The 20,234-nt window shown below is 40.1% G+C and carries 19 protein-coding genes and 1 riboswitch; of the genes, 18 read left to right on the forward strand and 1 reads right to left on the reverse strand.

Going from position 1 to position 20,234, the window contains the following annotated elements:
* The first annotated feature begins 245 nt into the window (after window positions 1-245).
* The 7 genes from ACFSR0_RS10610 to purB all read left to right on the forward strand — a co-directional run bounded on the left by ACFSR0_RS10610 (window position 246) and on the right by purB (window position 6,578).
* A complete protein-coding gene (locus ACFSR0_RS10610; RefSeq protein WP_379982614.1) occupies window positions 246-797 on the forward strand; it encodes a glycoside hydrolase family 73 protein in 552 nt (183 codons plus the stop codon).
* A 13-nt stretch (window positions 798-810) separates the two neighbouring features.
* Entirely contained in the window at window positions 811-1,503 is a 693-nt protein-coding gene (locus ACFSR0_RS10615; RefSeq protein WP_379982580.1) for a hydrolase, read from the forward strand.
* A 71-nt stretch (window positions 1,504-1,574) separates the two neighbouring features.
* Window positions 1,575-1,671: riboswitch (purine riboswitch) on the forward strand.
* Window positions 1,672-1,763: 92 nt separating this feature from the next.
* On the forward strand, window positions 1,764-2,348 hold the full coding sequence (locus tag ACFSR0_RS10620; RefSeq protein WP_379982582.1) for a xanthine phosphoribosyltransferase: 585 nt from the start codon (window positions 1,764-1,766) through the stop codon (window positions 2,346-2,348).
* Entirely contained in the window at window positions 2,345-3,646 is a 1,302-nt protein-coding gene (locus tag ACFSR0_RS10625; RefSeq protein WP_379982584.1) for a nucleobase:cation symporter-2 family protein, read from the forward strand. Before ACFSR0_RS10620 ends, ACFSR0_RS10625 begins: the two co-directional genes overlap by 4 nt.
* A 12-nt stretch (window positions 3,647-3,658) precedes the next feature.
* A complete protein-coding gene (gene purE / locus ACFSR0_RS10630; protein WP_379982586.1) occupies window positions 3,659-4,144 on the forward strand; it encodes a 5-(carboxyamino)imidazole ribonucleotide mutase in 486 nt (161 codons plus the stop codon).
* The gene (purK, locus tag ACFSR0_RS10635) at window positions 4,128-5,255 is read left to right on the forward strand and encodes a 5-(carboxyamino)imidazole ribonucleotide synthase (RefSeq protein WP_379982588.1); all 1,128 of its coding nucleotides are present in this window, start codon (window positions 4,128-4,130) and stop codon (window positions 5,253-5,255) included. Before purE ends, purK begins: the two co-directional genes overlap by 17 nt.
* Before the next feature lie 27 nt (window positions 5,256-5,282).
* Window positions 5,283-6,578, forward strand: a complete 1,296-nt coding sequence (gene purB, locus ACFSR0_RS10640) for an adenylosuccinate lyase (RefSeq protein WP_379982590.1) — start codon at window positions 5,283-5,285, stop codon at window positions 6,576-6,578.
* A 73-nt stretch (window positions 6,579-6,651) separates the two neighbouring features.
* Here purB and ACFSR0_RS10645 read toward each other — a convergent pair whose 3' ends face one another.
* Window positions 6,652-7,014, reverse strand: a complete 363-nt coding sequence (locus tag ACFSR0_RS10645) for a hypothetical protein (RefSeq protein WP_379982592.1) — start codon at window positions 7,012-7,014, stop codon at window positions 6,652-6,654.
* A gap of 208 nt (window positions 7,015-7,222) precedes the next feature.
* Here ACFSR0_RS10645 and purC point away from each other — a divergent pair, with 208 nt between their 5' ends.
* The 11 genes from purC (at window position 7,223) to ACFSR0_RS10700 (ending at window position 19,645) form a co-directional block, all read left to right on the forward strand.
* Window positions 7,223-7,945 carry a phosphoribosylaminoimidazolesuccinocarboxamide synthase gene (gene purC / locus ACFSR0_RS10650; RefSeq protein ID WP_379982594.1) on the forward strand — a complete coding sequence of 241 codons (723 nt, stop codon included), beginning with the start codon at window positions 7,223-7,225 and terminating at the stop codon, window positions 7,943-7,945.
* 1 nt (window position 7,946) lies between these two features.
* Window positions 7,947-8,204: a phosphoribosylformylglycinamidine synthase subunit PurS gene (purS, locus tag ACFSR0_RS10655; RefSeq protein ID WP_379982596.1), complete on the forward strand. Its 258-nt coding sequence runs from the start codon at window positions 7,947-7,949 to the stop codon at window positions 8,202-8,204.
* Window positions 8,201-8,884 carry a phosphoribosylformylglycinamidine synthase subunit PurQ gene (gene purQ / locus ACFSR0_RS10660; RefSeq protein ID WP_379982598.1) on the forward strand — a complete coding sequence of 228 codons (684 nt, stop codon included), beginning with the start codon at window positions 8,201-8,203 and terminating at the stop codon, window positions 8,882-8,884. The genes purS and purQ overlap by 4 nt, the downstream gene beginning before the upstream one ends.
* Window positions 8,874-11,096, forward strand: coding sequence for a phosphoribosylformylglycinamidine synthase subunit PurL (gene purL, locus ACFSR0_RS10665; RefSeq protein ID WP_379982600.1), 2,223 nt, complete (start codon window positions 8,874-8,876; stop codon window positions 11,094-11,096). The genes purQ and purL overlap by 11 nt, the downstream gene beginning before the upstream one ends.
* Window positions 11,081-12,547, forward strand: a complete 1,467-nt coding sequence (gene purF, locus ACFSR0_RS10670) for an amidophosphoribosyltransferase (RefSeq protein WP_379982602.1) — start codon at window positions 11,081-11,083, stop codon at window positions 12,545-12,547. The genes purL and purF overlap by 16 nt, the downstream gene beginning before the upstream one ends.
* Window positions 12,544-13,590: a phosphoribosylformylglycinamidine cyclo-ligase gene (gene purM / locus ACFSR0_RS10675; RefSeq protein WP_379982604.1), complete on the forward strand. Its 1,047-nt coding sequence runs from the start codon at window positions 12,544-12,546 to the stop codon at window positions 13,588-13,590. The genes purF and purM overlap by 4 nt, the downstream gene beginning before the upstream one ends.
* Window positions 13,587-14,180: a phosphoribosylglycinamide formyltransferase gene (gene purN, locus ACFSR0_RS10680; RefSeq protein WP_379982606.1), complete on the forward strand. Its 594-nt coding sequence runs from the start codon at window positions 13,587-13,589 to the stop codon at window positions 14,178-14,180. Before purM ends, purN begins: the two co-directional genes overlap by 4 nt.
* The gene (gene purH, locus ACFSR0_RS10685) at window positions 14,158-15,705 is read left to right on the forward strand and encodes a bifunctional phosphoribosylaminoimidazolecarboxamide formyltransferase/IMP cyclohydrolase (protein ID WP_379982608.1); all 1,548 of its coding nucleotides are present in this window, start codon (window positions 14,158-14,160) and stop codon (window positions 15,703-15,705) included. Before purN ends, purH begins: the two co-directional genes overlap by 23 nt.
* 10 nt (window positions 15,706-15,715) lie before the next feature.
* The gene (purD, locus tag ACFSR0_RS10690) at window positions 15,716-16,972 is read left to right on the forward strand and encodes a phosphoribosylamine--glycine ligase (protein WP_379982610.1); all 1,257 of its coding nucleotides are present in this window, start codon (window positions 15,716-15,718) and stop codon (window positions 16,970-16,972) included.
* Window positions 16,973-17,119: 147 nt separating this feature from the next.
* Window positions 17,120-18,097 carry a GMP reductase gene (gene guaC, locus ACFSR0_RS10695; protein ID WP_379982616.1) on the forward strand — a complete coding sequence of 326 codons (978 nt, stop codon included), beginning with the start codon at window positions 17,120-17,122 and terminating at the stop codon, window positions 18,095-18,097.
* 246 nt (window positions 18,098-18,343) lie between these two features.
* Window positions 18,344-19,645: an IS1380 family transposase gene (locus ACFSR0_RS10700; RefSeq protein WP_379982612.1), complete on the forward strand. Its 1,302-nt coding sequence runs from the start codon at window positions 18,344-18,346 to the stop codon at window positions 19,643-19,645.
* Window positions 19,646-20,234: the final 589 nt, after the last annotated feature.

Below are 20,234 nucleotides of genomic sequence, written 5' to 3' on the forward strand. Positions count from 1 at the left end.
GTAGCTTAAGTTTGTTCGCTATAAATTCTTGTCCTGTGTGGATAGACTCGGTATCAGGAAAATCCTATGAGAGCCGATACTTTGTTTACCCATGAACCGAATTACTAGGTTATCGCAGTTATATCGCTGAGTGGCGACTTCTTCGGTATCCCGTATCTCAGGCAAGAAGAAACTACATTTGGGTCAAAGGGTTTTAAGTCCGTAAGGACTCAGAACCCCGCGACTTAAATCGTGGGAGGTTCAGTATCTGTGGCTCCTTTGTTTTTTCCATACGACAATTATCGGATCCGATAACACCGGCAGAAGATAGTGCTGTCGAAACGCCTTCTAAAGTGACCAAACAGGAATTTTTGGACAAGATTGTTCCACATGCTCAGGAACTGCAACAAGGCTATGGCGTGTTGCCTAGTATTATTATTGGTCAAGCAATTCTTGAATCCAATTGGGGCACGAGTCAACTTGCTGCGGAGTACTATAATCTATTTGGAGTCAAAGCTTATGGTGATCAAAAGGCGATCACTTTGGATACAAAAGAATTTGTGAATGAACAGTGGATTACCATCAAAGGCAATTTTCGTGTTTATCAATCATGGGATGAGTCATTGGATGATCACACACAATTATTAGTAAATGGAGTATCTTGGAATCCCCAAAAATATGAAAAGGTCTTAACGGCTAATTCTTATAAAGATGCAGCCTTGGCGCTGCAGGAAGCTGGCTATGCCACGGATCCTGGTTATGCCGCTAAAATTGAGTCGGTGATTGAATCCTATCAATTGACTAAGTATGATCACTAAGGAGAAAAGGACAATGAAGAACAAATTTGTACCAGAAGTAACTTCTGCTTTAAGACAAGATATTGTAAAAGTTCCTGAAGTAATTAAAGATGCAAGTGGCATCCTTGTTTTTGGGAAACGAATCAAATCAATTTTATTTTCGACCGATATTGCAATTATCTATAATACGAATGCCGATGCAGTTATTGCGGTCTACCCTTTTACCCCTCATCCGGGCATTACCAAAAGCATCATTGAGGCAGCCAACATTCCTGTTTTCTCAGGAGTTGGTGGGGGCTTAACGCAGGGACAACGCTCCGTCTATATGAGTCTTTTTGCTGAATCGCAAGGATCGTTAGGGGTGGTTTTAAATGGCCCTACTCCACTTGAAACAGTTGAAGCTGTTTGTAAAGTAGTTGATATCCCAGTCATCAGCACGGTAACTAGTGTCTATACGGACATTGATGCAAAGCTTTCGGCAGGTGTGAAGATGATCAATATTAGTGCAGGCAAAAAAACTGCCGAGACGGTTCGTTTCTTTAGAGAAAAATACCCAGATCTTCCCATCATTGCGACAGGGGGACCAACCGATGATTTGATTCGTGAGACCATTGCTGCAGGTGCAAATGCAATTACGTACACACCTCCAACAAACGGCAAGTTGTTTAGCAAAAAGATGCAAAACTATCGTGAAGTTGAGAAGCAACAATTCGAATCCGAACATTAAAGAAAAAAGAGAAAAAATGAGAGGGTTTCTTCTTGTTTTTTGCGTCATTTATCGACATAATAGTGAAAGAGTTTTTCATAATTAGTATTACTTATATATCGTCGTAATTGGTCGACAGTCTCTACCTGATACCGTAAATATCGGACTATAAGTAAAAAAGGCTTTTTTTCGTGCGTCTTTTTTGCAGTTTGCAGAGAAGATGCCTTTTTTTATAAACAGCTTTAAGAAAATGAATCGCATCGAAATAAGGAGCGGAATAAATGAAAGAGTTAGTAGAACGGATACAAAACGATGGACGGGTTCTGAATGAAGATGTGTTAAAAGTGGATCAATTTTTAACACACCAAGTTGATCCGGATCTAATGGAAAAAATTGGAACAGAGTTTGCTACATTTTTTGGGAACGAAGGTGTGACAAAAGTGGTAACATTGGAATCTTCAGGGATTTCTCCAGCTATTTTTACCGCCAAAGAATTGAGCGTTCCAATGATTTATGCGCGTAAGTCAAAAAGTTTAACCATGAATGAAGAATTGTTGACCTCTTCGGTTTACTCATTTACAAAACAACAGACAAATCAAATTTCCATTTCAAAAAAATTTCTATCTCCGAATGATCGGGTACTTATTATTGATGATTTTCTAGCAAATGGTCAAGCAGCTAAAGGGTTAATTGAATTATGCCAACAAGCAGGTGCAACTGTTGTGGGGGTTGGTATTGTTATCGAAAAAGCCTTTCAACCTGGGCATCAATTAATTGTCGATATGGGCGTTCCTGTTTATTCTTTGGCTCGGATAAAATCCTTATCAATGAATCAAGTTTCTTTCTTAGAGGAGGATCAGGCGTGAATAAATCAAGCAATGCGCAATCTGCTATTATTGGTATCCAGCATTTATTAGCGATGTACGCCGGAGCGGTGGCTGTGCCGTTACTGATTGGAACTGGACTCGGTCTTTCAAGTAGCCAACTGACCTATTTGATTTCAATCGACATTTTTATGTGTGGTGTTGCAACGTTGATTCAATTATCAGCTGGTAAATATTTTGGCATTGGCCTGCCCGTTATCCTAGGCTGTGCCATTCAAGGGGTTGGTCCAGCGATTCTTATCGGAAAACAATCCGGGATTACGGCTGTATTTGGATCAATTATGGTTGCTGGGGCCGCTCTACTAGTGTGTGCAGGCTTTTTTTCAAAAATTAAGCGATTTTTCCCACCTATTGTAACGGGAACCGTTATTACGACAATTGGCCTAACCTTGATTCCAGTTGCAATTGAAAAAATGGGTGGTGGAAATCAAACTGCGGCAACTTTTGGCTCTCCATCGGCATTGCTACAAGCCTTTATCACGATCTTTTTAATCCTGATTGTGCAAGTATTTGGCAAAGGGTTTTTGCGGTCAATTGCCGTTCTTGTCGGACTGGTCGGAGGTACCTTTGTTGCAGCTTTAATGGGGGATGTTTCCACCCAGTCTTTCCAGCAAGCTTCTTGGTTTCAATTGCCTCAAATTTTTTACTTCGGTAAACCAACATTTGATCCAGTTTCCAGCATTTTAATGTGTATTATCGTGATTGTTTGCATGGTTGAATCGACTGGTGTCTATTTTGCATTGGCCGAAATCACCGGTAAAGAATTGACAGAAGATGATTTGAAGCGCGGTTACCGAACAGAAGGTCTCGCCATTCTTTTGGGAGGAATTGTCAACACCTTTCCTCATACAGGTTTTTCGCAAAATGTGGGCTTAGTACAATTATCCGGAATTAAAACTCGGAATCCACTCTATTTTTCAGCTGGATTTCTGATTATTTTGGGTCTGTTCCCAAAAATCGGTGCTTTGGCGCAAGTGATACCCGACGCGGTTTTGGGTGGCGGGATGTTAGTCATGTTTGGGATGGTTGCTGTTGCTGGCATGCGAATGTTAGCAAAAGTTGATTTTTCAGATGACCGTAATTTGCTGATTGTTGCGTTGTCCATCGGATTTGGTTTAGGATTTACGATTATGCCTGGTTTATTTAGTAGACTGCCAGAAACCGTTCAGATGTTTACCCAAAATGGGATTGTCATGAGCAGTTTCACAGCTGTTTTATTAAATGTATTGTTTCATCGTTCAAATTTATCGAGTGAGTCGCAACCAATTAATCAAGAATAGGAGAATAAAGGCATGAAAAGTGTGGCAATAGTTATGGGCAGTATTTCAGATTGGGAAACAATGAAAGAAAGTTGTACTGTATTGGAAAAATTTGGGATTCCCTATACCAAAGAAGTTGTATCCGCGCATCGGACACCAGATCGTTTGTTTGAATTTGCCAAAAGTGCGCGTTCGAACAACCATGCAGTCATTATTGCAGGAGCAGGTGGAGCTGCTCATTTACCCGGAATGATTGCCTCACAAACGACCTTACCTGTAATCGGCGTACCTGTTCAAAGCAAGGCGTTAAATGGATTGGATTCCTTGTTGTCCATTGTGCAGATGCCAGGTGGCGTTCCAGTCGCTACGACAGCAATTGGAAAATCTGGTGCAATTAATGCAGGTTTACTTGCTACTCAAATACTTTCCATATATGATAAAGAAATAGAAGAAAAATTGGCAAACTATCGCGAAGAAATGCGAATAGTTGTGGAAGAAAGTAGTGATCAACTTGACTAATCTATTAATGCCTGGTTCAACTATCGGTATTGTTGGCGGTGGACAACTTGGTAGAATGATGGCAATTAGTGCGAAATATATGGGTTTTCGCGTAGGAATACTGGATCCAACCAATGATTGCCCAGCTGCCCAGGTAGCTGATTGGCACATTGTTGCATCGTACGATGATCAGTTAGCACTGAATGAATTAGCTAAACGAAGTGATGTGATTACCTATGAATTTGAAAATGTCAGTGTGGAAGCTTTAAACAATCTTTTGCCTGACGCAAACATTCCTCAAGGAACGGATTTATTGGCAATTACTCAAGATCGTTTATTGGAAAAATCGTTTTTGGAGTCCAATAATATCGTAATCGCGCCTTACGCTACGATTATTAGCCCCACTGATATTCAGGATGCCATTGATAGTTTGGGGTATCCGTGTGTCTTAAAAACAACTCGTGGCGGCTATGATGGCAAAGGGCAACACGTACTAAAAAGTCGTGCAGACGTTGCGGAAGCAATGACATTACTGAGAGAAGGAACTTGCGAATTAGAAGCGTGGATTCCTTTTGAAAAGGAATTGTCGGTTATCGTTGCTGGTAATGGAACAGCTTATGTGACATTTCCAGTTGCTGAAAATATTCATCGCAACAATATCTTGTACCAAACGATTTCTCCAGCTAGGGTTGATGAGGAAGTCGCTAAAGAAGCGAAAAGGGTCGCAATGGAAATTGCAAAAGCGCTCCAATTAAGAGGTGTTTTAGCAGTTGAGATGTTTTTGACCGAATCGGGCAGTATCTACGTGAACGAGTTGGCACCTCGCCCTCACAACTCAGGTCACCACACAATTGAGTCTTGTTCGATGAGCCAATTTGAAGCGCACATTCGTGGAATTTGCGGTTGGCCTTTAGCTGAAGTGGAAGAATTAAGCCCAGCAGTAATGGTGAACATTCTGGGAATTGAATTACAACGGACATACCGAATGATTGAAAAGGAACCCGCTTGGCATTTCCATTATTATGGCAAAGACAAAGCCAAGGTGAATCGCAAAATGGGGCATCTTACTATTTTGACAAAAGATGTCGAAAAGACGTTAGCTGAAATTGCGCAAACGCGTATTTGGGAATAAAAATAAACCAATCAAAAGGAGAAAAACATGCTAGAACGATATACAAGACCAGAAATGGGAAACATTTGGACCGATGAAAACCGCTACCGCGCATGGTTAGAAGTGGAAATTCTTGCTACAGAAGCCTGGTCAGAATTAGGCGAAATTCCTAAAGAAGACGTAAAAAAAATCCGAGCTAATGCCAATTTTGATACGCAACGGATTTTAGAAATTGAGCAACAAACACGTCATGATGTGGTTGCCTTCACCCGTGCGGTGTCTGAAACACTTGGAGAAGAGCGCAAGTGGGTTCATTATGGCTTGACATCAACAGATGTGGTTGACACAGCGTATGGTTATTTATTAAAACAAGCCAATGATATCCTAAGAAGAGATCTTGTTCGCCTAACAGAAGTGATTGGAAAGAAAGCAAAGGAACACAAATATACGGTTATGATGGGGCGGACACATGGTGTACATGCAGAACCGACTACTTTCGGCTTGAAATTAGCTTTATGGTACTCAGAAATGAAGCGAAATATTGAACGTTTTGACCATGCTGCAGCTGGGGTTGAAGCAGGCAAAATAAGCGGTGCTGTTGGAACATTTGCGAATATTCCCCCTTACGTAGAAGCGTTCGTCTGTGATAAACTGGGAATTCGCGCTCAAGAGATATCAACCCAAGTGTTACCAAGGGACCTTCATGCAGAATATGTTGCAACCATGGCACTGATTGCAACAAGCATTGAAAAATTTGCAACAGAAATTCGAGGCTTGCAAAAATCAGAAACACGCGAAGTGGAAGAATTTTTTGCAAAAGGACAAAAAGGATCTTCTGCTATGCCACATAAAAGAAATCCGATTGGGTCAGAAAACATGACGGGACTTGCTCGCGTTATTCGAGGACATGTTGTTACTGCTTATGAAGATGTTTCTCTATGGCATGAAAGAGATATTTCTCATTCATCTGCAGAAAGAATTATTTTGCCTGACACAACTATTTTATTAAATTACATGTTGAATCGTTTTGCGACAATCGTGGAACAATTGACGGTCTTTCCGGAAAATATGAAACGCAACATGAATGCCACGTTTGGCTTAATATACAGCCAACGTGTATTGCTAAAACTAATTGATCATGGTATGACTAGAGAAGAAGCTTATGACTTGGTTCAACCGAAAACAGCCATTTCATGGGATGAACAAAAACCATTCCGACCATTGCTAGAACAAGACCAAAAAATTATGAGCATTCTATCAAAAGAAGAGTTAGATGATGCATTTGACTATCATCATCATTTAAAACAAGTGGATACGCTTTTTGAAAGAGTAGGATTGGCATAAAAAAAGACCTATCATTAAACCGAGTGGAAGAGGAGAACCTCCTTTTATTCGGTGAATGATAGGTCTTTTGTCGCTATTCAATGACAGGAACCTTTGATTGGCTATAATTGAGTAGTTCTTGTAAAAAATCAATCGATACTTCCTGAAAATTATAAAAAATTTTGAGGAAATGATACGTTTTAAAAAAATACGTGGTTTCAATTGTTTGGATGATTAATTCTTGATTTTTTTGATTTTGGTATTGAAAGACATTTCGATGTATCACATTTACTAGTTTTTTTTCATAAAAGTTTTTTAAAAAAGGGTGTATTTTTCGATAATTTGTATAAATTTCCGAATACATGACTTCATGAATATCACTAGTAAGTAACTCTTGTAAGTCTGTAGATAAAGAATCATAGAAAGTATGTGCATCAAGTGTCATTTGATCCCTCATTCGCCAAGCCCTCCACCTGTAATATTATCAAAAGAACTATATCACAAACAAGTCGAAATGTAAACGCTTGTATTATTGATAGAATATTTTTAAACACGAATATTAATCGAAAAAAATAATATTAATATCAATATTTTGTTGACTCTCTTTTTTTATTAGGTTTAAAATGAAGCAAAGCAACAAGCCAAAAAAATAGATGAGGTGAACCATGAAGACGCGTGAAGTGATCTACGAGGGGAAAGCAAAGAAAATGTATCGGACTGATGATGAAAATGTTCTTTTTGTTGAATATTTGGATCAGGTGACAGCTTTAAATGGAGCAAGAAAAGATGAAATGATTGGCAAAGCAGAATTGAATAATGGCATTTCATCATTTATTTTTGCGTGGTTACAAAAGCAAAAAATTGAGAGTCATTTTCTATCAAAAGAAGGAAAAACCGAACAATTAGTCAAAAAGCTTGAAATGATTCCACTCGAAATTGTTTTAAGAAATGTTGCGGCAGGGAGTTTTTCCAAACGCTTTGGCATTGCTCAAGGTACCGCGATAGCAAATCCGATTATCGAATTTTATTATAAAGCGGACGAGCTAGATGACCCATTCATTAACGATGATCATGTTCACTATTTTTCAATTGCTACGAAGGAAGAGTTGGCGACAATTCGTCAAATGACGCTAGCAATTAATGAAAAACTACAAGAATTATTTGATTTAGCAGATTTAAAATTAGTTGATTTCAAAATTGAAGTTGGTCGCACCTCTGAAGGCACCATTGTTTTAGCGGATGAAATTTCACCTGACACTTGCCGATTGTGGGACAAAAAAACAAATGAATCGCTGGACAAAGATGTTTACCGTAAAAAAACAGGTGACTTATTGGCTGTTTATCGAGAAGTGGCAAAGAGACTAGCAACGATACAGGAGGATAAATAAAATGGCAATCGCAAAAGTAGTTGTAATGTACAAGGAATCAATTTTAGACCCTCAAGGTGAAGCGGTGAAAAGTGCATTGCTTCGATTGGGTCATGATGAAGTCAAAGAAGTTCGTATGGGAAAATACTTTGAAATCCAACTGAACGAATCGGAAAACGTCGAAGCAGCAATTGAAAAAATGTGTCAGGAATTATTGGCGAATGTGACCATGGAAAGCTATCAATATGAAATTTTTACGGAAGATGAGGTGCAAAAATGAAATTCGCAGTCATCGTTTTTCCGGGTTCAAACTGTGACCGTGACATGATTTGGGCTGTGAATCTTTTTGACGGTATGGAAGCAGAAGGTGTGCGTCATGATGAACAATCATTGGATGGTTACGATGGTGTCTTACTTCCGGGAGGTTTCTCCTATGGTGATTATTTACGATGTGGGGCAATTGCCCGCTTTGCGCCAATTATGTCAGAAGTTGTGCGCTTTGCCGAAGAAGGAAAGCCAGTTTTTGGAACCTGTAATGGATTTCAAATGTTAACGGAACTGGGCTTGTTACCCGGGGGATTACGTAAAAACCAATCATTAAAATTTATTAGTAAGGTTGTTCCTTTAATCGTTGAAAACAATCAAAGTCCATTTACGACCAACTACGAAGAAAATCAAGAGATTGCCATTCCTATTGCCCATGGAGAAGGAAATTATTTTTGCGACAATGACACGCTGGCTGAACTTGAAGCAAACAAGCAAATCTTGTTCCGGTATGCCGATAATGTGAATGGTAGCATTGCCAACATTGCTGGTATTAGCAATCGGAAAGGAAACGTCGTAGGAATGATGCCCCATCCAGAACGAGCAGTTGAGAGCGTATTAGGAACAACGGATGGTCGGCCATTTTTTGAATCCATTCTGACCAATTTTGCAAAGGAGAGCGGACATGTCCAATAATACAAGCTTTGAACCCACTTCAGATGAAATTCAACTGAAGAAAATCTATCGAGAATGGGGTTTAACAGATCAGGAATACACCAAAATTGTCGAGATACTAAAGCGAAAACCCAATTATACAGAAACTGGCTTGTTCGCAGTGATGTGGAGTGAGCATTGTTCCTACAAAAATTCAAAACCTGTTTTAAAAACCTTTCCTACGAGTGGCCCCCATGTGTTGCAAGGACCTGGGGAAGGTGCAGGAATTGTGGATATTGGTGATGGTTTGGCTGTCGTGTTTAAAGCAGAAAGCCACAACCATCCTTCAGCTGTGGAGCCTTATGAAGGTGCTGCGACAGGGGTTGGTGGCATTATTCGTGACATTTTTAGTATGGGCGCAAGACCAATTGCGATGTTGGATTCTTTGCGATTTGGCGAATTGACCAATCCACGAACAAAATATTTATTTGAACAAATTGTAGCTGGTATCGGTGGTTACGGGAATTGTATCGGCATTCCAACTGTGGGTGGCGAAATTTCGTTTGATGCTTGTTATGAAGGAAACCCATTAGTCAATGCGATGTGTGTCGGTATTATTGAACATCGCCATATTCAAAAGGGACAAGCCAAGGGTGTTGGTAATCCTATTTTTTATGTCGGTGCAAAAACAGGACGCGACGGCATTCATGGAGCAACGTTTGCTTCCGAAGAATTTGAGGATGAAAAAGAACAAAAACGTTCGGCTGTCCAAGTGGGTGATTCCTTCATGGAAAAACTTTTATTGGAAGCATGTTTGGAGTTAATTATTGAGCATCCAGAAGCGATTGTTGGTATTCAAGATATGGGAGCAGCTGGTTTGGTTTCCTCCAGTTCAGAAATGGCTTCTAAGGCTGGTTCAGGGTTACAACTAAACTTGGATGATGTACCCCAACGTGAAACGAATATGACACCTTATGAAATGATGCTTTCTGAATCTCAAGAACGTATGTTAATCTGTGTAAAAAAAGGTCATGAAAAAACGGTCTACGATTTGTTTGCAAAATATGAACTGGATGCGGTAGATATCGGAACAGTGACTGATGATGGGCAGTATCGTTTGTACCACAAAGGCGAGTTAGTTGCGGACCTTCCTGTGGATGCCTTGGCTAGTGAAGCTCCTGTATATTACAAAGAACAAGCTATCCCAGAAAGATTGGCAGAATTTGCGGCAATGGAACCATTTCAACCAGTTGTTTCATCCGTAAAAGAAACTTTGTATGAACTACTCAGCCAACCGACCATTGCGTCGAAAAAATCAGTTTATGAAACGTATGATTCACAAGTGCTTACAAATACCGTTGTCAGACCAGGAAGTGATGCGGCGGTTGTCCGTATTAAAGGGACTAAAAAGGCATTAGCTATGACGACAGATTGCAATGCCCGTTATATCTATCTTGATCCAGAGGTAGGTGGACAGATTGCTGTTGCAGAAGCTGCAAGAAATATTGTTGCAAGTGGTGGTCAACCATTGGCGATTACCGACTGTTTAAACTATGGCTCGCCTGAAAAACCAGATGTATTTTGGGAATTGGCGCAATCGGCAAACGGGATTTCTAAAGCGTGTCTGGCATTAAATACGCCAGTGATATCAGGAAATGTTTCTTTGTACAATGAAACAAATGGCCAAGCTATTTATCCGACGCCAATGATTGGGATGGTCGGACTGATTGAGGACGTTCAACAAGTCACAACTCAATTTTTCAAACAAGCGGAAGACGCCATTTACGTTGTTGGTACAACCAAAGATGATTTTGCTGGGAGCGAAATTCAAAAAATGCAAACAGGACAAATTGCTGGCACCATCGCCTTTTCTTTAGAAGAAGAACAAGCAAATCAACGACTGGTATTACAAGCCATCAAAGCTGGACTGATTCAAAGTGCGCATGACTGTTCTGAAGGCGGCTTGTTAGTTGCTTTAGCAGAAGCCACTTTCGAAAAGAACTTAGGCTTTTCTATTGATTGGAAAGGCACCAAAGCACAATTGTTCTCAGAATCGCAATCCCGTTTTGTTTTAAGCGTATCTGCAGAAAATAGAAGTCAATTTGAAGAACAATTTGGCTCTAATGCAACTTTCTTGGGTACTGTGACTGAAGAACCTGTTTACAAAATTCAATGTGGAGCGGAACAACTAACGATTGATGGAGTGGAAGCAAAACGATTATGGGAGGATGCTATTCCATGCCTTATGAAATAAAAAGTCTAAACGAAGAATGTGGTATTTTTGGTGTCTGGAATTGTGAAGAAGCATCTAGGCTGACTTATTTTGGCCTCCATGCGCTTCAACATCGAGGACAAGAAGGAGCTGGTATTGTTGCGAGAGGTTCCCATGAACTATTGGGTCACCGTGACTTAGGCTTGTTGTCCGATGTTTTCTCGAATGAAGCAATTCTTGATAGATTAGAAGGCAATGCTGCAATCGGTCACGTTCGTTACGCTACGGCCGGAAGAAGAAACTTAGCAAATATCCAACCCTTTCTTTTTCAATTTGATGATGAACAAATTGCATTAGCTCATAATGGTAATTTAACCAATGCGAAAAGCTTGCGTCGCTCATTAGAAGGAGAAGGAGCTATTTTCCATTCCAGTTCGGATACGGAGATTTTGATGCATTTGATTCGTCGGAGTACAAAAGCAACATTGAAAGAAAAAATAATGGAATCATTGAATACGGTAAAAGGAGGCTTTGCCTATCTTTTGTTGACGAATGATGCAATGATTGCTGCACTTGATCCGAATGGGTTTCGGCCACTTGCTATTGGACAATTAAAAAATGGGGGCTATGTGGTTGCCTCAGAAACCTGTGCATTGGATACGATTGGTGCTACCTTCGTGCGGGATGTGAATCCTGGGGAGTTAGTCTGGATTTCAGATGAAGGAATGGAGATTATTCAGTACACGACGGATACGCAGCTCTCGATTTGTTCAATGGAATTTATTTATTTTGCACGACCTGATTCAAATATTTACGGTGTAAACGTCCATACAGCGAGAAAAAACATGGGAAGAAGACTTGCTCAAGAAGCACCGGTTGAGGCCGATATTGTTGTCGGTGTACCAAACTCTTCTTTATCTGCTGCCAGTGGTTACGCAGAGGAGGCCAAAATTCCATATGAGTTAGGTCTTATCAAAAATCAATATGTTGCCCGAACCTTTATTCAGCCAACTCAAGAATTACGGGAACAAGGTGTGCGGATGAAACTTTCGGCAGTCAGAAAGGTCGTTGAAGGAAAACGGGTAATTTTAGTTGACGACTCGATTGTGAGAGGGACAACCAGCCAAAGAATTGTTAATTTGCTAAAAGAAGCTGGAGCGACGGAAGTTCATTTGAGAATTGGCTCACCAGCTTTAAAATTCCCATGCTTTTATGGTATTGACATCCAAACTAGAAAGGAATTGATTGCAGCAAATCACACTCAAGAAAAAATGCGTCAGATTATTGGGGCGGACTCTTTGGAATTTTTGAGTGAGCAAGGTGTAATCGATTCGATTGGTCTACCTTTTGATGCACCTTACACGGGTCTTTGTATGGCTTACTTTAATGGTGATTATCCTACGCCATTGTACGATTATGAAGCTGAGTATTTCGCATCTTTACAAAGAGAAAAAGAACAAGAAACAACGGAGCAAAAGGAGGTCTTCAGGTGAGTAACCCTTATCAAAAAGCTGGTGTGGATGTAAAAGCTGGCTACCAAGCCGTTGAAAGAATGAAAAAACACGTGAAACGGACTGCAAACAAGGGCGTTATGGGTACCTTAGGCGGATTTGGTGGCTTGTTTGATTTGTCAGCTTACCAAGTGAAGCAACCGGTTTTGGTTTCTGGAACAGATGGCGTTGGCACAAAGTTACTGTTAGCCCAACAGTTACAAAAGCATGACACCATTGGCATTGATTGTGTGGCTATGTGTGTGAATGATGTACTTGCACAAGGAGCCAAACCACTGTTGTTTCTCGATTATATTGCCACAGGAAAGTTAGATCCAAGTGTTGTGGAACAGATTGTGGCTGGTGTAGCAGAAGGTTGCGTTCAAGCGGGATCGGCGTTGGTTGGTGGGGAAACAGCTGAAATGCCAGGACTGTATACACCCGAAGAATATGATTTGGCTGGTTTTACAGTAGGTGTTGCGGAAAAAGACCAGCTAATTGATTCGGCTTCCATTCAAGAAGGAGACGTGTTACTTGGTTTGCCATCTTCTGGTATTCATTCCAATGGGTTTTCATTGGTAAGAAAGCTTTTCTTTGAAGAACACGCGTTTTCCTTGGATGCCCAAATCAGTGAATATGGGATTGATCACCTGGGTTCGGTCTTATTAACGCCAACCAAAATCTATGTAAAGGATGTTTTACCTTTAATCGAAGCTCACTTGATTCAAGGTATTTCCCATATAACCGGTGGTGGTTTTTATGAAAATATTCCACGAATGCTACCAGAGGATTTGCAAGCTGACATCCAACTAGGATCATGGCCAGTCTTACCAATTTTCTCTTGCATGCAGGAATTAGGCGGATATTCTACACAAGATATGTTTGGTATTTTTAACATGGGCATTGGGATGATTTTAGCGATTCGCAAAGAAAATTTCGCAGCTGTCACCAAACAACTGTTTTCGACGAACACGCCCTTTTATCATATTGGGCAAGTGAAAAAGAAAACAGCTGAACAGGTTGTTTTAAAAGGAGAGACGGAATGAAGTTAGCCGTATTTGCCTCGGGATTTGGTTCAAATTTTTCTGCTTTATTGGAAGCAGAGAAGCAGAAAAAATTATCAGCTGAAATTGCATTATTAATTTGCGATCAGCCAAAAGCCAAAGTAATCGAACGAGCTGTCAATGAATCGATTCCTTACTATTGTCTTTCGCCTAAGGATTTTCCTAGTAAAGCGCATTTTGAAAAACAGCTTGTACAAATTTTGGAGGAGCATGAAATTGATTTGATTGTACTAGCGGGGTATATGCGTCTGATTGGTAGTACCCTACTCGAACCATATCGCAACCGCATCATTAATATCCATCCATCACTTTTACCAGCCTTTCCAGGAAGAACGAGTATTGCGGATGCCTACTACGCAAATGTAACAGAAAGTGGCGTGACCATTCACTATATTGACGAGGGCATTGATACCGGCCCGATTATTTATCAAGAAGTGGTGGCAAAAAAGCCAGATGATACGTTAGAAGCATTTGAATCCCGCATTCATTCAGTGGAGCATGCAATTTACCCAACAGTGCTTGAAAAAATCATTCAAGAAGGAGAAACCAATGAAAAAACGAGCGTTAATTAGTGTTTCCGATAAAACCGGCATAGTCACCTTTGCAAAAGATTTAGTAAAACACAACTATGAAATTATTTCTACGGGAGGAACCAAGCAAACTTTAGATGACGCAGGAATTCCCACACTTTCAATCGAAGAAGTTACCGGCTTCCCAGAAATTTTAGATGGCCGTGTAAAGACCTTGCATCCGATGATTCATGGGGGACTTTTGGCGAAGATGACGAATCCAGCGCATGTAGACACACTAAAAAAATTCGAAATTCAGCCAATCTCATTTGTGGTAGTTAATTTGTATCCTTTTAAAGAAACGATTCAAAAGCCAGGAATTACAGAAGATGAGGCAATTGAACAGATCGATATTGGTGGTCCGAGTATGTTGCGATCTTCAGCTAAAAATTTTGCATCTGTCACCGTTGTTGTCGATAAAGACGATTATCCAAAACTCGCTGAGGAATTGGATACTTACGGCGAGACGCAATTATCTACTAGAAAAAAACTTGCACTTAAAGTTTTCCAACATACCGCAGCATATGATGCACGAATTGCCGATTATTTAGCTGAACATACTGAGAAAAATCCGTTTCCTGATGAGTTATTGCTACAATATGAGAAAAAACAAGTGCTACGCTATGGAGAAAATCCACATCAGCAAGCAGCTTTTTACGTTCAAAATCCAGCTCCTGCCGGAACAATTGCCAGCACAAAACAACTTCACGGCAAAGAATTATCCTATAATAATATTCGTGACACCGATGCGGCGATGACGATTTTAGCGGAGTATAGCCGACCAACCATCGTTGCAGTGAAACATATGAATCCCTGTGGAATTGGTACGGGAACGACGATTGAAGAAGCATTTGATGCAGCGTATGCAGCAGATCCAGTGTCCATTTTCGGTGGAATCATTGCAAGTAATCAAAAAATTACCTTACCTGTTGCTGAACGAATGGCCAAAATGTTTTTAGAAGTGATTGTGGCACCTGAATATGATGAAGATGCACGGCAAGTATTAGAGAAAAAGAAAAATATTCGCCTGCTTTTGACGACAAAACCAACTACCGAACCAAATGATGCATGGACTTCCGTTTCAGTCGGTGGGGGCTTACTTATTCAAGGCCAGGATAATCTTGTAGAAGATGTGAAAACTTGGCAAGTCGTAACTAAGCGCAAACCAACAGTTGAGGAGCTACAAGCATTGGAATTTGCTTGGAAAGCCGTCAAACATGTAAAATCGAATGCCATTGTCTTGGCGAATGCTACGCAAACTGTCGGTATTGGTGCAGGTCAAATGAATCGAGTAGGGTCAGTGGAGATTGCACTTAACCAAGCTGAAAAAAATGAAGCATTAACGGGAGCTGTCTTAGCAAGTGATGCGTTCTTCCCGATGTCTGATAGTGTAGAACTCGCTGCCAAACATGGGATAAAAGCGATTATCCAGCCAGGTGGAAGCATTAAAGATCAAGAATCAATTGAGATGGCAGATCAGTATGACATAGCCATGATCTTTACGAATGTCCGACATTTTCGTCATTAAGGAGAGCAGAATGAATATATTAGTCATTGGTGGCGGTGGTCGTGAACACGCCATTGCCAAAAAGATCAAGCAAGATACACCAACCGATTCTGTTTTCTGTTGTCCAGGAAACCCCGGTATGACCATTGATGGCATTGAAACCGTTGTGATTGATTTATCAGATGTCGATCAACTGATCGCTTATGCAAAGAAACAAGCCATTGATTTAACAATTGTCGGTCCAGAACAGCCTTTATTAGATGGCTTAGTCAATCAATTTCAAGCAGCTGGCTTAAAAATATTTGGTCCGACCAAAGAGGCTGCGATGATTGAAGGATCCAAATCCTTTGCCAAAGAAGTGATGCAAGCTGCCAAGGTTCCAACAGCCACTTATCAATCATTTGATCAAGTCGACTCAGCAATCGCGTATTTGGAGCAACAAGAAGTCTTTCCAATCGTGTTAAAAGCGGATGGTTTGGCTGCTGGAAAAGGCGTTGTAATTGCTCAGACCAGAGCGCAAGCAATCCAAACCATCAAACGTATGATGGAAGATCGTATTTTTGGTGAAAGTGGTTCCCGAGTGGTCATTGAAGAATTTTTAGATGGGGAAGAATTCACGTTGATGGCCTTTGTCGATGGAGTCAATGTTTATCCAATGATTCCTGCTCAAGACCATAAACGCGCATTTGATGGTGACAAAGGTCCCAATACAGGAGGCATGGGTGCTTATGCCCCAGTACCTCAAATTCGTCAATCATTGATTGATGACAGTGTCGAAACAATTATGAAACCTGTTGCGCGCTATTTGGATGCACAAGGATCTTCTTATTCAGGAATTTTGTATGCTGGCTTGATTGTTACGCAAACAGGACCCAAGGTAATCGAGTTTAATGCGCGATTTGGTGATCCAGAAGCCCAAGTTGTTTTGCCATTGATGGAGTCCAAATTGGTGGAAGTGCTAGAAAGCTTGCTTGCTCACCAACCAGTTGACATTGCTTGGAGCAACCAAGTAAGCTTGGGCGTCGTCGTTGCGCGTGAAGGCTATCCAACCAAAGTGGAAGCGCCCCAGCAATTGCCAGATCTTTCAAAAACTCAGGATGTAGCTATCTATTACAGCGGTGTAAAAAAAGTTGAGGACCACACTTTTTCAAATGGTGGGCGGGTTTTATTGATGCAGGCAAAGGCAGATGAATTTCAGCAAGCGAAGACGACCATTTACCGAGAGTTAGCAAAAATGGCTTTTGATGGCTTTTACTACCGAAAGGATATCGGCTACAGAATACGGTAAAACACGAACATTAAAAATGATTCTATCTTAGAAAAGTTATATTTACTTGAATATTTTCGCGAAATCCTTTAAATTATTATGGGCATTACATTTTGAGAACATGCTTTTCAGTGTTCCAAAGATAAGTGAGGGATTACGATGTTTGATATGAAAGTTTTTGACTATGAAGATGTACAGTTGGTTCCGAATAAGTGTATTGTAAGTAGTCGTTCTGAATGCGATACAACCGTTACATTGGGCAAGCATTCATTTAGAATGCCAGTTGTTCCAGCTAATATGCAAACCATTATTGATGAATCAATTGCGGAATTTTTAGCGGCAAATGGGTATTTCTACATTATGCACCGCTTTGATGAAGCTGGTCGAGTTGCATTTGTTGAACGGATGCAATCATTAGGATATATTACGTCAATTAGTGTTGGCGTAAAGCCAAATGAATACACCTTTATTGATCAGCTTGTCGAAAAAAATCTGACGCCTGATTACATTACAATTGATATTGCTCACGGACATTCAAACTCAGTGATTGATATGATTCAATACATTAAACTGAATTTACCCGAAACGTTTGTCATTGCAGGCAATGTCGGCACACCGGAAGCAGTAAGAGAATTGGAAAATGCTGGCGCAGATGCAACAAAAGTAGGCATCGGACCTGGGAAAGTTTGCATTACTAAAATTAAAACAGGTTTCGGCACCGGTGGTTGGCAATTAGCGGCCGTTCGATGGTGCGCCAAAGCTGCCAGAAAACCGATTATCGCTGATGGCGGTATCCGTACCCATGGCGACATTGCTAAATCGCTCCGTTTTGGTGCAACGATGGTGATGATTGGCTCATTGTTTGCAGGACATGAAGAATCTCCAGGTGAAACCAAAGTTGAAAATGGCATTGTTTACAAAGAATACTTTGGTTCTGCATCAGAATTTCAAAAGGGCGAAAAGAAAAATGTTGAAGGAAAGAAAATCTGGATTCAACATAAAGGCTCATTGAAAGACACATTAATTGAAATGCAACAAGATTTACAATCTTCCATTTCATACGCAGGTGGTACTGATATAGAAGCCATCCGCAAAGTCGACTACGTCATTGTTAAAAATTCCATTTTTAACGGCGATACAATTTAAAAAAGCCAAATAAATCCCAAAACGTATTTACGCGTTTTGGGATTTATTTGCTCTTATACGTTTAAAAGTTGTTAACTAAATAATGAACCTGAATAATTCACAGTACTTAACAGTAACCCTTGTAAACCCTTCTGCTTGAACAGTTTTTGCAAATTATTTTTTTCACCCTTTGGGTGTAAAAAAGGGCACTCCTTATGGTATTGTTAAGTCGACAAAAACGTTACAATACAAGCAAGGAGTGCTCATATGTCAACTTTACAACACAAACAACTAACTTTCAATAAAAATATTACACTTGCCAACGATGGTGGCAAAATTTCTTCAGATAGCGGTCTTGTTCTGATAAAAGAGTTTATGCACCGGATTGGGTTTTCAAGCATACTTGAAGAGCAGGTAAAACTAACTGACAGCCGAAGAAACCCAAATCATATGTATAACGATATAATAGAGCAACTACTTTTACAACATATCGCTAGCTACTCAAAAGATGTCGCAGCGAATCGATTACGACTAGACCCCATCTTCAAAACTATCTTTTCCAACAAAAGCACTCTGGCATCACAACCAACGATTAGTCGCTTTTTCCAAGCAATCACAAAAGAAAATATCCCTCAGTTTATGCAGGTGGCCCAGCAGTTGGCAGATATGCAGATTGCTCAAAATAACATCCAAGACATGGTGATTGATCTTGATTCTACTCATTCGGACACATACGGAAATCAAGAAAGCTCAGATTTCAACAACCACTATCAGACTAACGGCTATCATCCTCTTGTCGCTTTTGATGGCTTAACCGGAATGTTTCTTGGTGCAGAATTACGCCCAGGTAACGTTTATACCTCAAGGAATATTGTCACTCATTTTTCAAAACATCCTTGCAATATGAATAGTATGGTTCGTGGTGACAGTGGTTTTGCAAAACCAGAAATTTACAATTTTTGTAATGAGAACGATATCCGTTTTGTGATTCGCCTGAAGGCGAATAGTCGTCTACGTAGCGAAGCTGAGCGATATGTCCTTTATAGTGATGAAACTGATTTCAGGACACATGAGGTACAGTATTTCTTTCTCACCTATCAAGCAGCGAGTTGGAAAAACGCAGAACGCGTCGCAGTTAGAGCTACCCGGGATGCTGGAAGTTTTCTCTTTACAAGATTTGAGTTTGTTCTCTCAAATTTCAGAAACGTATCGCCAGAAACTGTCTTCGCTCTCTATCAAAAACGGGGAACCATGGAAAATTTCATTAAGGAAATCAAAAACGGCTTTTATTTCGATAAGACTGATAGCTCAACTTTCACTGAAAACTCTGCGCGCATGGCGTTAGCTTGCATATCCTACAATTTGATTCATCTATTTAAAAAGACTGTACTTCCAGATTCAGAAAGAAATTCAACAATCGCCACGTTACGCTTTAAGTTGATTCATATTGGCGCAAAGGTAACAAAGCACGCAAGAAGAATAGCGATTCACTTGGCCTCATCAAATGTTTATGATGGTTTATTTTGGACTGTATTCCAGAGGATACAGTCGTTTAAATTATTGATTTAGCAGTCTTTTTCTAAAAATAGACCGACAAAGTACTGCCTAGAATCAACTCATTTTTAAAATAACGTACGATTTTTATTTAGTGGCACGTTATGAGAGGATCTCGTTCGTTTTTCTGATCTTTTTATTGACTCAACTTTCTATGAAACGACGGAAAAAGTATTTCATGAATAATTCAGGTAAAAGATGAGTAGCTCAAAAAATAAAAACTTGTTGTTCAAAAAGATATTGTCGATACAAATTTGAAAAAAACGCATTATAAAAAGCGCTTTCAGGTAGGAATAATTTTTTTTGCATTTTTTGTATTTGTTTAGAAAAATTGTCCTTTGTATTGGCTGGGCATTCGGAAAAAGGGCTTAATTTAATGAGCTGATACGGAGATAAGTCATAATGCCATAGCAATAAAACATAACTAGCATAAAGAAGAAAATTTCGCTCGTGTTCTGTTTTTATGTTTTTCATCGAGAGAATGGTAAAAAAATAATCAAGACAAATTGCAAGTACAAGTTAGCCACCTAGCGAAATAAAGCATGTTATTGATAAAGCTTCGTGCTGATTGACATTGAGCGTGGTGTGTTAGTCTGAACTGGAC

Origin of the sequence: Enterococcus camelliae (assembly GCF_042685105.1) — a bacterium.
GTDB classification, from domain to species: Bacteria; Bacillota; Bacilli; order Lactobacillales; family Enterococcaceae; genus Enterococcus_G; species Enterococcus_G camelliae.

Excerpts from the sequence above, each read along its gene's own strand:
- ACFSR0_RS10615 (WP_379982580.1), top strand. The coding sequence starts at position 811 with ATGAAGAACAAATTTGTACCAGAAGTAACTTCTGCTTTAAGACAAGAT.
- ACFSR0_RS10620 (WP_379982582.1), top strand. The coding sequence starts at position 1,764 with ATGAAAGAGTTAGTAGAACGGATACAAAACGATGGACGGGTTCTGAAT.
- purE (WP_379982586.1), top strand. The coding sequence starts at position 3,659 with ATGAAAAGTGTGGCAATAGTTATGGGCAGTATTTCAGATTGGGAAACA.
- purB (WP_379982590.1), top strand. The coding sequence starts at position 5,283 with ATGCTAGAACGATATACAAGACCAGAAATGGGAAACATTTGGACCGAT.
- ACFSR0_RS10645 (WP_379982592.1), bottom strand. The coding sequence starts at position 7,014 with ATGAGGGATCAAATGACACTTGATGCACATACTTTCTATGATTCTTTA.
- purC (WP_379982594.1), top strand. The coding sequence starts at position 7,223 with ATGAAGACGCGTGAAGTGATCTACGAGGGGAAAGCAAAGAAAATGTAT.
- purS (WP_379982596.1), top strand. The coding sequence starts at position 7,947 with ATGGCAATCGCAAAAGTAGTTGTAATGTACAAGGAATCAATTTTAGAC.
- purQ (WP_379982598.1), top strand. The coding sequence starts at position 8,201 with ATGAAATTCGCAGTCATCGTTTTTCCGGGTTCAAACTGTGACCGTGAC.
- purL (WP_379982600.1), top strand. The coding sequence starts at position 8,874 with ATGTCCAATAATACAAGCTTTGAACCCACTTCAGATGAAATTCAACTG.
- purF (WP_379982602.1), top strand. The coding sequence starts at position 11,081 with ATGCCTTATGAAATAAAAAGTCTAAACGAAGAATGTGGTATTTTTGGT.
- purN (WP_379982606.1), top strand. The coding sequence starts at position 13,587 with ATGAAGTTAGCCGTATTTGCCTCGGGATTTGGTTCAAATTTTTCTGCT.
- purH (WP_379982608.1), top strand. The coding sequence starts at position 14,158 with ATGAAAAAACGAGCGTTAATTAGTGTTTCCGATAAAACCGGCATAGTC.
- purD (WP_379982610.1), top strand. The coding sequence starts at position 15,716 with ATGAATATATTAGTCATTGGTGGCGGTGGTCGTGAACACGCCATTGCC.
- guaC (WP_379982616.1), top strand. The coding sequence starts at position 17,120 with ATGAAAGTTTTTGACTATGAAGATGTACAGTTGGTTCCGAATAAGTGT.
- ACFSR0_RS10700 (WP_379982612.1), top strand. The coding sequence starts at position 18,344 with ATGTCAACTTTACAACACAAACAACTAACTTTCAATAAAAATATTACA.